General features: G+C 71.2%; 8 protein-coding genes. 7 read left to right on the top strand and 1 reads right to left on the bottom strand.

All coding sequences use genetic code 11. From position 1 onward, the window contains the following. Nucleotides 1–132 precede the first annotated feature (132 nt). From G4D85_RS10430 to G4D85_RS10410, 5 genes are all read left to right on the top strand, one after another. Nucleotides 133–354 carry a hypothetical protein gene (locus tag G4D85_RS10430; protein WP_164010702.1) on the top strand — a complete coding sequence of 74 codons (222 nt, stop codon included), beginning with the start codon at nucleotides 133–135 and terminating at the stop codon, nucleotides 352–354. Then, nucleotides 351–1,235 (top strand): hypothetical protein, encoded by an 885-nt coding sequence (locus G4D85_RS10425; RefSeq protein WP_164010700.1) that lies wholly within the window; start codon nucleotides 351–353, stop codon nucleotides 1,233–1,235. The genes G4D85_RS10430 and G4D85_RS10425 overlap by 4 nt, the downstream gene beginning before the upstream one ends. Before the next feature lie 209 nt (nucleotides 1,236–1,444). Continuing rightward, nucleotides 1,445–3,865 carry a PQQ-dependent sugar dehydrogenase gene (locus G4D85_RS10420; protein WP_164010698.1) on the top strand — a complete coding sequence of 807 codons (2,421 nt, stop codon included), beginning with the start codon at nucleotides 1,445–1,447 and terminating at the stop codon, nucleotides 3,863–3,865. A 164-nt stretch (nucleotides 3,866–4,029) separates the two neighbouring features. Next, complete coding sequence (locus G4D85_RS10415; protein ID WP_164010696.1) at nucleotides 4,030–7,023, top strand: serine/threonine-protein kinase; 2,994 nt, start codon at nucleotides 4,030–4,032, stop codon at nucleotides 7,021–7,023. Nucleotides 7,024–7,108: 85 nt separating this feature from the next. After that, a complete protein-coding gene (locus G4D85_RS10410; RefSeq protein ID WP_164010693.1) occupies nucleotides 7,109–7,837 on the top strand; it encodes a head GIN domain-containing protein in 729 nt (242 codons plus the stop codon). A 14-nt stretch (nucleotides 7,838–7,851) separates the two neighbouring features. On the opposite strand, the gene G4D85_RS10405 is transcribed toward G4D85_RS10410, so the two are convergent. Next, the gene (locus G4D85_RS10405; RefSeq protein WP_164010691.1) at nucleotides 7,852–9,297 is read right to left on the bottom strand and encodes an alkaline phosphatase D family protein; all 1,446 of its coding nucleotides are present in this window, start codon (nucleotides 9,295–9,297) and stop codon (nucleotides 7,852–7,854) included. 180 nt (nucleotides 9,298–9,477) lie between these two features. Between G4D85_RS10405 and G4D85_RS10400 the strand changes: the two genes are divergently transcribed. Together G4D85_RS10400 and roxA are read left to right on the top strand one after the other, a co-directional pair. Next, nucleotides 9,478–10,923 (top strand): ferredoxin reductase domain-containing protein, encoded by a 1,446-nt coding sequence (locus G4D85_RS10400; RefSeq protein WP_164010689.1) that lies wholly within the window; start codon nucleotides 9,478–9,480, stop codon nucleotides 10,921–10,923. 772 nt (nucleotides 10,924–11,695) lie between these two features. Then, the gene (gene roxA, locus G4D85_RS10395; RefSeq protein WP_164010687.1) at nucleotides 11,696–13,720 is read left to right on the top strand and encodes a rubber dioxygenase RoxA; all 2,025 of its coding nucleotides are present in this window, start codon (nucleotides 11,696–11,698) and stop codon (nucleotides 13,718–13,720) included. The last annotated feature ends 69 nt before the right edge of the window (nucleotides 13,721–13,789 follow it).

The raw sequence follows: 13,789 nt of genomic DNA, 5'->3' as shown, positions 1-13,789 counted from the left end.
GGGCGCGTCTTAGCCCACTTCGTGCCCGGTGGAGCGTGTCCACGGCAGGACGGAGGGCGGGAGTGCGCGGAAAGTGTCGGTCCCCGGGGCCTGCTACCATTGAGCGGCCTGCTTCTCGCCGGGGGACCGCGGATGCGTTGGCGAACCGTGTGGGTGGACGTGTCGCTGCTGGCGGTCCTGACGGGCTGCCCTCGGAACCATATGCCAGGGGGCGTGCTCGACAGGGCTGCGCACAAGGACGTGAAGCAGCTGCTCGAGGAGTACGACTGTCCAAATGAGGAGTACCGGGCCCTCTGCGAGGGCATCGAGGACCCTGAGGACATCGAGGAGTGCATCAAGGAGTGCGGCTCATGAACTGGCGGCTTGTCCTGGGGGCCATCACGGGCGCGCTTCTGCCGGTGCCGCTGCTGCTCGTACTGGTCAGCCTGCGGCCGGAACCTCAGACTGCTCCTTCAGAAGCCGCACGGGTCAGCCCGGTGCTCTCCTTCGAGGAGCGCATGCAGCGGGTGACGTACCACCGGCAGTGTCAGCGGCACTCGGACTGCGAGCCCCCCATGGGCTGCTTGATAGACCCTCGCGTCTACACCCACTACTGCACCGACAGCCAATGCATGACGGATGCCCAGTGTCCGGATGGGCTGGTCTGCCGTGAGCTGGACACCTCGGGAGATGGACCGCTCGTCCGCTTCTGCGTTCCGCTCGGGTCGCGCAAGGAGGGTGAAGAGTGCCTCCCGCTTCCGGTAGACCGGGAGCAGGCTTGTGAGTCGGGGCTGCTGTGTGGGGACTCCAGGAAGGGATGGTGCGGGCGCCCCTGCCGCATGAATGAACCGACGAGCTGCCCGGACGGCTTCTTCTGCGGGAACGTGCCACCCGAACCCATCTGTCTGCCAACGTGCGAGGCACGCGGGTGCCCCGAAGGTCAGCAGTGCGTCCGCCACGAGGACGGCGCCTCGCAGTGCGCGGTGGTCCACGGGCCCAACTGCCAACAGACCCCTTGTCCCGACAACCGTAAGTGCCGGGACACGACGTCGATACGCCAGCCCGGCAAGGCCTGGATGGAGTGCGTCGAGGAGTGCGGCCCGGGCAAGCCCGCCTGCCCCGAAGGCCTCACCTGTGACAGATGGCGCTGCCTCCCCAGCTGCGAGCCGAACACCCCCAACTCCTGCGCCGAGGGCTACCGCTGCCAGCAGGGAAAGAAGCCCGCCCGCCCCTGGGTGTGCAAGCCGGACATGTAGCCCCCGGGACGGCCGTGGCGTGCACCCGGTGACACGACCCCTCCTCGGGGTCCGGGGCTCCTGGTACCTCCCTCCCACTTGCCCCGGGTCAGCCTCCGCTTCCCGACACCCGCGGTGCCGCCGCCCCTTCCGCGCGCGTCCCGTTGCGCCACCTTCGCGGCTGACGACGCCCTGAAAGCGCCGGCAGCCCCTCACCGGAGCGTGACGCCATGCGCAGCCACTTGTCCCTCCTGCCCCTTGCCTGCGTGCTGTGCCTCGCGGGCTGCGCGGAGCCCCTGCCATCCACGGAGCTGGAGCCCACCGCGCCCGAGCTCGGCCAGCACCGCGCCGCCGCCCTGCCGCCCCTCTTCACCGATACCGAAGTGGCCGACGACCTCTCCAGCCCCACCGCCATGGTGCTCGCACCCGACGGCCGCATCTTCGTCTGCGAGCAGGACGGCGCCCTGCGCGTCATCCAGAACGGCGCCCTCCTGACCGAGCCCTTCGTCACGGTGAACACCGATGACAGCGGTGAGCGCGGCCTGCTCGGCGTGACGCTCGACCCGGGCTTCCCCCAGCAGCCGTACGTGTATGTCTATTACACCTCTCCCTCGCCCGTGCTCCGCAACCGCGTCAGCCGCTTCACCGCCAGCGGCAACCGCGCCGTCGCCGGCAGCGAGGTCATCCTCCTGGAGATTGACCCGCTCACCAGCGCCAACACCCACAATGGCGGCGCCCTCCACTTTGGCGGGGACGGGAAGCTCTACGTGGCCGTGGGCGACAACGCGCGCTCCGCCAACGCGCGCGAGCTCACCACGCTCAAGGGGAAGCTGCTGCGCATCAACCGCGACGGCTCCATCCCCGCCGACAACCCCTTCGTCGCCAGCACCACCGGCGTCTACCGCGCCATCTGGGCCATGGGCCTGCGCAACCCCTTCAGCTTCGCCGTGCAGCCGGGCACCGGCCGAATGCTCATCAACGACGTGGGCCAGTCCCGGTGGGAGGAAATCAACGTGGGCGTCGCCGGCGCCAACTACGGCTGGCCCGACACCGAGGGCCCCACCACCGACTCGCGCTTCCGCGCCCCGCTGCATGCCTATGGCCACGGAGACAGCAGCTCGCTCGGCTGCGCCATTACCGGGGGCACGCTCTACAACCCGCCCGTCCCGCAGTTCCCCTCCACCTACGTGGGGCGCTACTTCTTCGCCGACTACTGCAGCGGGTGGATTCGCGTCCTCGACCCGGCCACCGGCGCCACCACGCTGTTCGCCAACGGCCTGGGCGCCCCCGTGGACCTCGACGTGGGCCTGGACGGAAGCCTCTACTACCTGGACCGCAACGGGGACTCCGTGCGCCGCATCCGCTACACGGCCACCGGCGGCGCTCCCGTGGTGCTGCAGCAGCCCACCAGCCAGAGCGTCCTCAACGGCGGCGCCGTCACCTTCACCGTCGTCGCGAGCGGCGCCGCGCCCCTGGGCTACCAGTGGCAACGCAACGGCGTGGACCTGCCGGGCCAGACGGGCTCGAGCCTCGCGCTGGCCGCCGTGGCCCTGTCCGACTCGGGCTCTCGCTACCGCGTGCGCGTGTCCAATGCCTCCGGCGCCGTGCTCAGCGGCGAGGCCCAGCTCACCGTGCTCACCGGCACCGCGCCGGTGGCCACGCTGCTCACGCCCCTGACGGGCACGCGGTACCGCGCCACGGACGTCATCGCCTTCTCGGCCTCGGCCACGGACGCGGAGGACGGCGTGCTCCCCGCGAGCGCCTTCACCTGGCGCGTGGACTTCCACCACGCCGAGCACCTGCACCCCTTCATGCCACCCACCTCCGGAATGAGGAGCGGCAGCTTCACCGTGCCGAACACGGGCGAGACGGCCTCCGACGTGTGGTACCGCATCCACCTCACGGTGAAGGACTCCAGCGGCGCCACGCACGCGGTGTTCCGCGACGTGTCCCCGCGCAAGGTGGCGCTCACCCTGGACACGCAGCCGCCCGGCCTCAAGGTGACACTCGACGGGCAGCCCGTCCCGACTCCCGGAACGGTGTTGAGCGTGGTGGGCGTGCTCCGCTCGCTGGGCGTCGTGTCGCCGCAGGTGAAGGACGGGGTGACGTATGGCTTCTCCAGCTGGGCCCACGGCGCCCCCGCGCAACACGACGTGGCCACTCCGGCCGTGGACACGCGGTACACCGCCGTCTTCACCCCGACCACCACCACGCCGGGCCTGCGCGCCGAGTACTTCGACGGGCCGGACTTCACCGGCACGAAGCTGGAGCGCGTGGACCCCACGGTGGACTTCCGGTGGAGCTCCGGCGCGCCGGCCGCCTCCATGGGGGTGGACACCTTCTCCGTCCGGTGGACGGGCAGCCTGGTGCCCCAGTACTCGGAGACCTACACCCTCTATACCCAGAGCAATGACGGCGTCCGCCTCTGGGTGGACGGGCGACTCCTCATCGACAACTGGACCCACCACGACACGACCGAGAACAGCGCGACGGTGGTGCTCCAGGCCGGCCGGGCCCACGCCCTCCGGATGGAGTTCTACGAGCACACCGGCGTCGCCAACGCCCGCCTCTTCTGGTCCAGCGCCCACCAGGCCAAGCAGGTCATCCCCACCGAGCGACTGAGGGCCGCCCTCCCCGCCACCTCTCCCTGAGCCCCGGGAAACCCCCTACGCACCCGGGCGGTTCCGCCCACGATTCCCTACCTGAATGGGGCTTCAATTCGGCCCATCCCCGGAAGTCGTGGAGTCTTGTATCAGACCGAGGGGTCCGGGCTTTCGCGTCCGTCCGGCTGAGAGTGTAGATTCGGCGGATTCCGATGAGTGGGAACAGGCTGCCGCTCGCGCCGGATGCGCGCTCGCTGGGCAAATACGAGGTGCTCTCCCGCCTGTCGACAGGCGGGATGGCGGAGATTTTCCTCGCGTCGCAGCGGGGGCTGGCGGGTTTCCGCAAGCTCGTGGTGCTGAAGCAGATCCTCCCGGACATCCGCGGCGAGGAGGAGTTCGTGCGGATGTTCCTGGACGAGGCCAAGGTGACGGCCGCGTTCAACCACCCGCACATCGCCCAGGTGTACGACCTGGACATCGCCGACGGCGAGCTGTTCCTGTCCATGGAGTTCGTGCCCGGCGCCACCCTGGTGGAGGTGGCGCGCGCGTGCCGGCTGGCCAACATCCCCATTCCCATGGGGTACAGCCTGATGGCGGTGCGCGACACCGCCGTGGCGCTCCACTACGCGCACACCTTCACGGACCCACTGGGCCACCCCTCGCCCGTCATCCACCGGGACGTGGCCGAGAAGAACATCATGGTGACGTACGAGGGCGTCACCAAGCTGCTCGACTTCGGCATCGCCAAGAGCCTGGCCCGCGCCAGCCGCACCGCCGTGGGCATGGTGAAGGGCACCAGCGGCTACATGTCCCCGGAGCAGATCCTGGGCGAGCCGCTGGATGCGCGCAGTGACTTGTTCAGCCTGGGCGTGGTGCTGCACGAGTGCCTCACCGGCATGCGGCTGTTCTACGCGAAGCAGGCCGACGCGATGATGACCGCGGTGCTGCGCTGCGAGGTGACGCCGCCGTCGCGCACCAACAAGCAGGTGCCGCCGGAGCTGGACGCCATCGTCATGCGCGCGCTTTCGAGGAAGCGCGAGGACCGCTACGCCACCACGCTGGAGTTCGCCCGCGCCCTGGAGCGCGCGGTGGGTCCGCACATCTGGCACCCCGAGCAGAGCAGCGAGCTGATGCGCCGCCTCTTCGCCGACCGGCGCGAGCAGACGCGGCAGCTGCTCATGAGCGGCCAGGCCGCCGCGGGCGACAACACCGGCGAGATGAGCGTGGCGCGGATGCTGGCCATGGGCGCCGAGTCCTCCGAGCAGCCCACGGGCGGCGCCGGCGTCGCGCAGGCAGCGCCGCCTCCAAACCGTCCCTCGGTGTCGCTGCCCTCGCTGAAGGCCCCCGTGCTGGGGAAGCCCCCCTCGCCGCCCCAGGGTGCACCCGCGCCCCGGCGGCCCACGGTGAACACGCCCGCGGCCCCGCCGCCTTCCGCTGCCGACGAGGCCAACGCCCGCAAGGTCCTGACGCCGCCGCCGCAGAAGCGCGTGCCTCCGAGGACCACGTCGGGGGAGACCACCCGGCCGCCGCCTCCTCCCGCCGAGGCGATGGCGTCGCCGCACAAGCCGGAGCACTCACTCGCCCGCACGCAGCCGGGAGTGCCGGCGCTGCCTCCGGAGCCGACCTCTTCCTCCGGCGAGCCGCCACGGGCCGAGCGCCGCGCGGGTCGCTCCACGCTGGAGGGAATGCGCGCGGTGGCTCCGTCGGAGGCGCCGGCGCGCTCCGGGCGCACGCTGGACAACCTGCGAATCACAGCGCCCATCCCTCCGCCACCCGCCGCCGACGAGGCGCAGACGGCGATGGTCCGCGCGCCCGTGCTGCCCGTGGAGCGCGACCTCCAGACGGCGATGGTGCGTCCTCCCGCGCCGCCCGTGGAGCGTGACCTCCAGACAGCGATGGCTCGGCCTCCGGCGCCGCCCGTGGAGCGTGACGTGCAGCCGGCGATGGCACGTCCTCCGGCGCCGCCCGTGGAGCGCGACGTGCAGCCGGCGATGGCGCGTCCTCCCGCTCCACCCGTGGAGCGCGACGTACAGCCGGCGGCCCGCTCGGGCGCATTCGCCGAGCGCGACGTGCAGCTGGCAGCCCGCTCGGGCGCTCCTGCCCAGCACGAGGTGCAGACGGCGATGGTCCGTGCGCTTCCCCACGCGGAGCGCGAGGGTCCGTCCACCATCCGCCAGGCAGCGCCTCCGCCGGAGCGTCGGGAGGAGACGGTCTCCATCACCCCCGCGCACACCCCGCGCCGACGCGGCACGAACCGCCGCCGGCAGTCGCTTCCTCCGCCTCCCTTCCCGGAGGTCACCACCGAGCCCGTCCCCGCCTACGACCCCCACCAGGACGAGGACTCCGAAGGCGCGGCGCTCGGTGACGACGATGCGCACGAGAACACCCAGAAGGGCATCCGCAGCCCTCGCCGCGAGCAGCGGAGCCGCGCGTGGGTCGCCGTCGCGGCGGTGCTGGTGCTGCTCGGCGCTGGCGCGGTGACGGTGATTCTCGGGCTGGACGGTGGCCGCGTGTCCGCCTGGGTGAAGCCCCTGCTCGGCATGGGCCCGAAGGACGGCACGCAGACTCCGCCCGCCACGGCCCGGGGAAATCCTCCGGCCGAGCCCGGCACCCCGGGCGCGAAGCCGGCCCCGGCGCCCGGCACGGACACCCCCGGTGCGGCGGCGCGCGCGGGAACGGGTGGCACGGACACCCCGGGCACGGGCCCTGGGGCCGTCGGCACGGTGGACCCGATGACGGCCGTGGACACCGCCCCCACGGACTCCCCTCGGGAGCCCGAGGCCGGCGACGTCGAGGCCGCGCCCCCGGAGCCGCCCGAGGACTCGGTGGGGGCCCTCGACAACACCGCCACCTCCCGGAAGCCCAAGGTCCCCAAGCGCACCCGGGAGGCCCCCGCCCGGAAGCCGCGAGCCACCGAGGAGCCCCCCGCCACGGCGACCCCCCAGGCAGGCTCGGAAGCTGGCTCGGAGACCGCCCCGGCGGGCGAGCCCGGCTTCCTCACCCTGGTCACCGAGCCCTACGCCAAGGTCTTCCTCGGCAGCCGCGAGCTGGGGGACACGCCCCTCTTCAAGGTGAAGCTGCCGTCCGGCAAGCACACCCTCAAGCTGGTGGATGGCAATGGCAAGGCGCTCCGGCTCCCGGTGGACATCAAGGCCGGGGAGACCACCGCCGTCCGCATCCCCCTGGAGATGCTGTCCCGCCAGTAGGCGCATGCAATCGGCTTTGCCCGTCGTGCGTACCCTGGGCATGACGGGGTCCGCCTGGGCCCCCATTGCTTTTGGAGCGTGCCCCATGAAGACCGCCCGCATCTCCTTCCTCGTCTCCTTCCTCGCGCTGTCCGCCTGTGCCCACGCCCAGGAGTCCGGCAAGGACGACGCCTCCGCCCAGAAGGGCGAGGCCCGGGACGTGCCCGACTTCGACGGCGTGGCCGTGAGCCATGGCATCCAGGCCGAGGTGAAGGTCGGTCCCAAGTCCGTGCGCCTCGAGGGGCCGTCGGACCTGGTCGCCCGCGTGAAGCTCGAGGTGGAGGACGGCGTGCTCACCACCCGCGTCGAGCGCAACGGCGTCTTCAACAACTTCCGGGGCAGCAAGGTGCGCCTCTACGTCACCAACCCCAACGTGCACAGCGTCAGCGCCAGCGGCGGCGGCCACATCGACGCCGACGCCACCGACACCGACGAGTTCTCCGCCGAGGCCAGCGGCGGCGCTGTCGTCTCCGTCCGCGGCGTGGACGCGCGCAGGGTGGAGGCCGAGGCCAGCGGTGGCTCGCGCGTGAAGCTGTCCGGCCGCGCCCGGGAGCTGGACGCCGAGGCCAGCGGCGGCGCCGAGGTGCTCGCCCTCGACGTGAAGGGCCTGAAGACGCTGGAGGCCGAGGCCAGCGGCGGCTCACGCGTGGAGGCGGACGTCTCCGACAGCGTCTCCGGCGACGCCTCCGGTGGCAGCACCATCCGGCTGGTGTCCCGCCCGGGCCGCAGCGACGTGGACACCAGCGGCGGCTCGCGCGTCACCTACAAGGACTGACGCCCGCCCCCGGCTCACGCGTCCAGTCGCAGCTCCGCGTCCTGGACGCGTGCGCCCTTGCGCTCGAACACCTCCACGCGCAGCACCGGCTCCTTCCAGGTGAGCCGGGTGAAGTTGCTCAGCTGCACGTAGCCGCCGTGCCGGGCGACGACATAGTCCGACTGCCCGTCGAGGACTCCGGCCTGCTCGTACATGAACTCCGGCGGGACGAAGGCCGGCGCGGCGAAGGCCGAGGAGATGATGGAGTAGAGGCGGAAGTCCTTGTCTGACTTGCAGCGCAGCTCGCTCCACAGCGACGCGTGGATGTCTCCGGAGAGGAACACCACGCGGCGCACGTCGTTGTCGCGGATGTAGTCCAGCAGGTGCTGGCGCTGGTGCAGGAAGCCCGCCCACTTGTCCATGCGCTCCACCGCCGCAATCCCCGCCAGCTTCACGTCCGGGAAGAACGGCACCGAGGACACCACGAACTTCAGCCCGCCCGGGTCCTTCGCCATCCAGTGCTTCAGCGCGTCCAGCTGCGTCGGGCTCAGCAGCTGCGGCGGCCTGGCGCGGTGGTAGCGCTCCGTGCGCGTGTCGAGGACGAAGAAGCGCGCGGGGCCCACCTGGAAGTCGTACCAGTAGCGCGTCAGCGCGTTGGTGACGCCCTCCACGTCGCGCCGCTCCAGCGCCGGCCCGTGCACCACCTGGTAGGAGCGGTACGCCTCCATCGCCGCGAGGAAGCGCACCCGGTTCGCCCACCGCTGCTCGTTGCTCAGGTCCGGGTCCACGAGCTTGTCCATGGACCAGTTGTCCACGATTTCGTGGTCGTCCATCGTCATGTACGTGGGCACGCGCGCCATCAGCCTGCGCAGCAGCGGCTGGGTGAAGGCCTTGCGGTACGTGTCGCAGTACTCCTCGAAGGTGCGCGCGTTGGCCCGCACGTCGGCGTAGATCTGGTCCCCCACCATGAGGAGCAGGTCCGTGGGCGTGCTGTCCGCCTGCTCCAGGATGGTGCCGAAGATGCGGTCGCCGCGGTTGCTCAGGCCCACGTACTCCTCCTCGGCCGGGCCCGGGTGGCGGCACGAGCCGAAGACGAAGGACAGCTCCGGGCTGCCCGGTGGCCTGGCGCTTCGGAAGGCGCCCGCCGTGGCCCCCTGCAGCTCCAGCCCCACGGGCGGCAGCAGCAGGTGCTGCTCCACGTCGGAGAAGAAGTAGCCCATGCGGTACGCGTAGGCGCGCGCGGGCTGGAGGCCGGTGAAGTCGACACTGCCGGTGAAGTCGTCCTCGGCGCGCAGCTTGAAGTAGGTCGCCTTCTCGGGCGTGGTGGTGCCCGCGGTGAGGATTTGAGCGATGCCGTAGCAGTAGCGCCCCCCGGGCGGCCGGGGGGGCTCGCCCCGCCCCCAGAGGCGCACGGTGGTGTCCGTGGTGGCCCCGACGATGGGGCCCACCGTGACGGGATGAACGGGAAACGCGAGCGCCATGGGTGTGGGCCTCCTGTGCCCTGACCGCGAGTGGGATTCCGTCGCAGCGCGCACTCCGCGTCAATCACTCCGGAGCCCATGAGGTGCAGCCGAGAACGTCCGGACGACGCGGGCCGGCTTGCTCCCGTGGCCCCGGCCGGCTGGAATGCGCCTCCCCACCCCTCCGGAGATGACCGCCCGATGTCGGACCCGATGCCCGCTCCGCCCTCCTCCCCCTCGCGCCGCAAGCCCCTCTTCTTCGCCCTCGGGGGCATGGTCGTGGCGCTGCTGGCCGCGTTCTTCGTCCTCTCGGGGGGCCGTCCCGGCGCGCGCGCGAAGGCGGGGGATGGGCATGATGACCACCACGGGCACGACGAGAAGGGCCCGAGGGCCGCGAAGCCGCAGGCCCCCATGGAGGTGCTGCTCCCCACGGACCGCGCCGCCCGCGCCGCCGCCGCGGGAAACGTGGAGAAGGCGCGCGCGGAGCTGGCCGAGGCGCTGAAGCGGGACCCGGAGCACGCGCCCGCCCTCTTCATCCAGGCGTGCCTCGCGCTGGAGACGGGCAATGACGCCGAGGCCGGCACCGCGCTGGCGCACCTGGAGGATGCCGCGCCGCGCGGCAAGGAGCTGAAGCTGCTCCAGCGGCTGCGCGAGCTGCGGCGCACGCCGGGCACCTCCTGGCAGCAGGCCTTCCGCGAGGCCTGGGTGTCGCTGGGCCGGCCGGACTTCCAGAAGAGCCAGCTGCTGCCGGGCGCCACGCCCCTGCCGCCGGACCCCACCGTCGCGGGCGCGGAGCAGGCGGCGTGGACGCGCGCCACCTCGGACGAGGTGAAGCTGCTGATAGCGCTCGGCGCGCGGCGGCTGGACGCGGAGAAGGCGCTCTTCCTGCTGGCGCAGCTGCCGAAGGTGGAGGACCCGTTCTTCTACGTGGCCATCATGGACGCGCTGCGCGGCGACGCGCTGCCCGAGTCCTCGCACGAGGAGGCCCGGAAGGTGTTCCGCGGGACGCTGGAGCGGCTGGCGGCGGCGCACCCGCGCGCCATGAACCTCCAGCTGCTGGTGCTGCTGGGAGACACCGAGCAGGGCTCGGCGATGAGCGCGGCGGAGGTGGACGCGCTGGAGAAGGTGGCGGCGCTGCCCGTGTGGCGGGAGGGCACGTCTTTCGCGGAGCAGTTCCAGAAGGCCCGGAAGCTGCTGAAGGACGCTGGCGTCCCGGATGCCAGCGCCATGGCCATGTCCGCGGTGTCGCGCGGCGTGGTGGACCGGGGCTCGTGGATTCTGCGCACGCGCAACGTGGGCACGCGGGGCGGGCTCACCCCCGAGGGCGTGCAGCGGCTGGGCCGCATCACCCGGGACATCGGCTCACGGATGATGGAGCACCCGACGATGATGGAGCGCATGGCGGGCCTCCAGCTCATCCGGAGCGGCACGCAGGACATGGCGGACGAGGCGGGCCGCGCGCTGGCGCTCGGGCAGTTGGAGGCCCTGGAGAAGGCCATCGAGCAGTTCCGCAAGACGGAGCTGGCGCGGTGGCCGCTGCACTCCCTGACGGAGGAGCTGCTGGACCAGAACACGCGAGACGAGCCGGCGTACCTGCTGTCCTTCGCGGCGGGCGCTCCCGCTCGGGCCGCCGAAGCTCAGCCGTAACGCGGTTGCCCTGGCAACGAGGACTCTCGGGCCCCGGGATACTGCCCCCCGGGGCCCGAGCAGGCCCCCCACGATGCAACGGAGCCGCCGCACGCCGGACCTCCAAGGTCGTCCGGGCAACCGCACTCCTTCCACGCGAGCGCCGGGACCAAGGGGGTTGCGCCCCGGGCGGCCTGCGCGTGGGCACCGTGGAATACGTCCATGGCTTCCAACGCTACGTGGGCCGAAGAATATCGGCTGCGCCGTGACTGTCCACCCGCAGGGTCGGTCATCCGGGGGGTGTCGTGACAGGCCGGATGCCTGGGGCGACCCTCAGCGGCTGCGGGTTCACCCTTAGTACGGGCAGGCACTTTGCATGGCGGGCCCGGAGTGCGTCGGGCTTGTCCTCCCGGTGAAGCGAGGCCCCAAAGCCTGCCCCTGGAGCTGACCCACGCGGCGAAGTGAGGCGCGCGGCACGTCCCGCTTCCCTCAACACGTCCACGCGCCACACGTGGTGCCGCGCAGTCCGCTCAAACCTCCTCCGGAACAGCTCCGCGGGCGCAAGGCCAACGCAGCGTCTCGACGCCGCGAGGAATCAATCGCGCCAGGCCACACGCTCCTCCGAGCGCGCGGGGCGCGACTCCCTCCGTCGAGCGCGGGGCGCCCTGTGTCCCGCCGCACACGAGGCCCGCAACGAGGACACGTTGACGCGCTGCGTATTGTGGGCGGCAGCCCGGAAGCCTAGGAATTCGCTTATTGGCACATTGCCAATAAACCCTGGAGGGTTGGCCGCATGAGACTGCGATGGAATCGGAAGTGGGCGTTTTCGAGTGCCCTGACTCTCGCCATGGGCGTCTCCCAGGCAGCGGGCGCGGACCCGTTGCCCCTGCTGGACACGACGGCGCTGCGCTCGCCATTCACGGCGGCCTGTCAGGGGAAGCCGGACTCCACGCCGTTGCCGGTGGACCCGCGCACCCTCGTGGTGCCCGGCGTCAACAAGCCCGGGGCCGCGGTGCAGTTCAACGCGTACTGGGTGGACCTCCACAACCCGCCGGCGCCGTTCGTCTCGACGCTGGCGCCGAATCCGCAGACCTGCGGCGAGTTCCGCGCGAGCGTCGTCCGGGGCCGCACGAACATCGAGACGCGCGCCTACTTCCAGCCGTTCAGCGACTCGCTCGGCTATTACAACCTCTTCAGGCTCTGGGGGTACGTCTTCCGCCCCGCCGACTTTGATGAGCAGGTCATCAAGCGCTACGGGCTCGCGAAGGCGCCGTTCCGCAATCCCTACCCGATGCCCTGGGAGAACCCCAACCTCACCAATGGAGGCAGCGGCCAGCTCCCGCTGGGCATCGTGCAGGAGAAGGACGACAACGGGCGCTACACGGGCAAGATTGCGTCGAACTGCTCGGGCTGCCACGACTCGCGGCTCGGCACCGAGCAGGAAGCGGGCTTCGCGTGGGGCCGCACGAATGACGCGGTGGATGCCGGCCTCATCCAGTCCGACTTCTTCCGCTCCGTGGCCTGGCAGACGCCGCTCCTGCTCGCGCCCGTGCCCTGGAGCGTGGGCCGAGGCTCGAGCGACGCCATCGGCATCGTCGACCTGCTGCCCGCCATCTTCGACATGGACTCGCTGGCCCTCGTGCCCAGCCTGCTCGAATATTTCCCCACCCACGCGGGAGGCATGTCTCGTGCGCCCAACTGGTGGTACCGCGCCTTCAAGACACGGCAGTTCTGGGACGGCGCGCTCACCTCGGACAACGTCCGCTCGGAGATGGCGTTCGGAATCGCGAACCTGGGCCGCTCGCCGGCGCAGCGCCGCGCGCTGACGGCCGAGTTCGACGACAACGACAACTTCTTCATCTCGCTCTCGCCCCCCGTCTACCCCAAGACGGTCAACACCGCGCTCGCCGAGCAGGGCGCCATCCTCTTCCACGAGCGCGACCTCTGGGCGAACGGCGCCAATGCCAGCATCCCGAAGACGCCGGGCAATGGCTCCTGTGCGAGCTGCCATGGCGTCTACTCGCCACGCCACGCCGCCAACCCGGCGTTCCTGCCCGACCCCCGGCTCAAGGGTATCGCCGGCGTCATCACCCCCATTGAAACCATCCGCACGGACCCGGCGCGCGTGGACCTGATGGCGGACGAGCGCAAGCGCAGAACGTGGAACACGTCCTTCCTCGGCTACAACGACGAGGCCCCCGACCACGGCCCCTTCTACGACGACCCGGTGATGAGCGCCCTGCGCCGCGTGCCGCGCAGCAAGTACGACAATGGCACCGGGCCCGTCTTCTCACCCGTGGGGCCGAACGAGTGGATTGAACCGTTCGGCTACGTCGCGCCGCCGCTCTATGGCGCGTGGGCGTCCGCGCCCTTCTTCCACAACGGCAGCGTGCCCTCTCTCTGGGAGGTGCTGAAGCCGTCGGACCGCCGGAAGGTGTGGAAGCGCCAGCAGAGCTCGGCCAACTCGCTGGGGAGCAACGCCGGCTACGACGGGAGCTTTGCGTCGTACGACTTCGCGAAGCTCGGCTGGAAGGTGACGCCCCTGGCCTGCGGCGATGTGCCGGCCAATGACCCGTTCATCCCCTGCAGCCAGGAGATGGCGACGGTCGACGTCCTCTTCGCCAACATCTCCAACTTGGTCGCCAACTACAACTCGCTGGGCTACCAGTCGCCGCCGCCCATCACCCAGAAGCAGATCCGCTCGCGAATGATTTTCAACTCGCACCTCTACGGGCTGGGCAACGAAGGGCATGACTTCACCCAGTCGCTCACCGACACGGAGCGCTGGGCCCTCATCGAGTACATGAAGACGCTCTGATTCACCGTCCGGGGAAGCACCGGGCGGCGGGTTTCATGCCCGCCGCCTCCACCCGAGAAGGCAGAGCCC

The sequence above is a fragment of the Pyxidicoccus trucidator genome (genome assembly GCF_010894435.1).
GTDB lineage: Bacteria > Myxococcota > Myxococcia > Myxococcales > Myxococcaceae > Myxococcus > Myxococcus trucidator.
The sequence above is the reverse complement of the archived record's forward strand: the minus strand, read 5'-3'. Positions and strand labels throughout refer to the sequence as shown.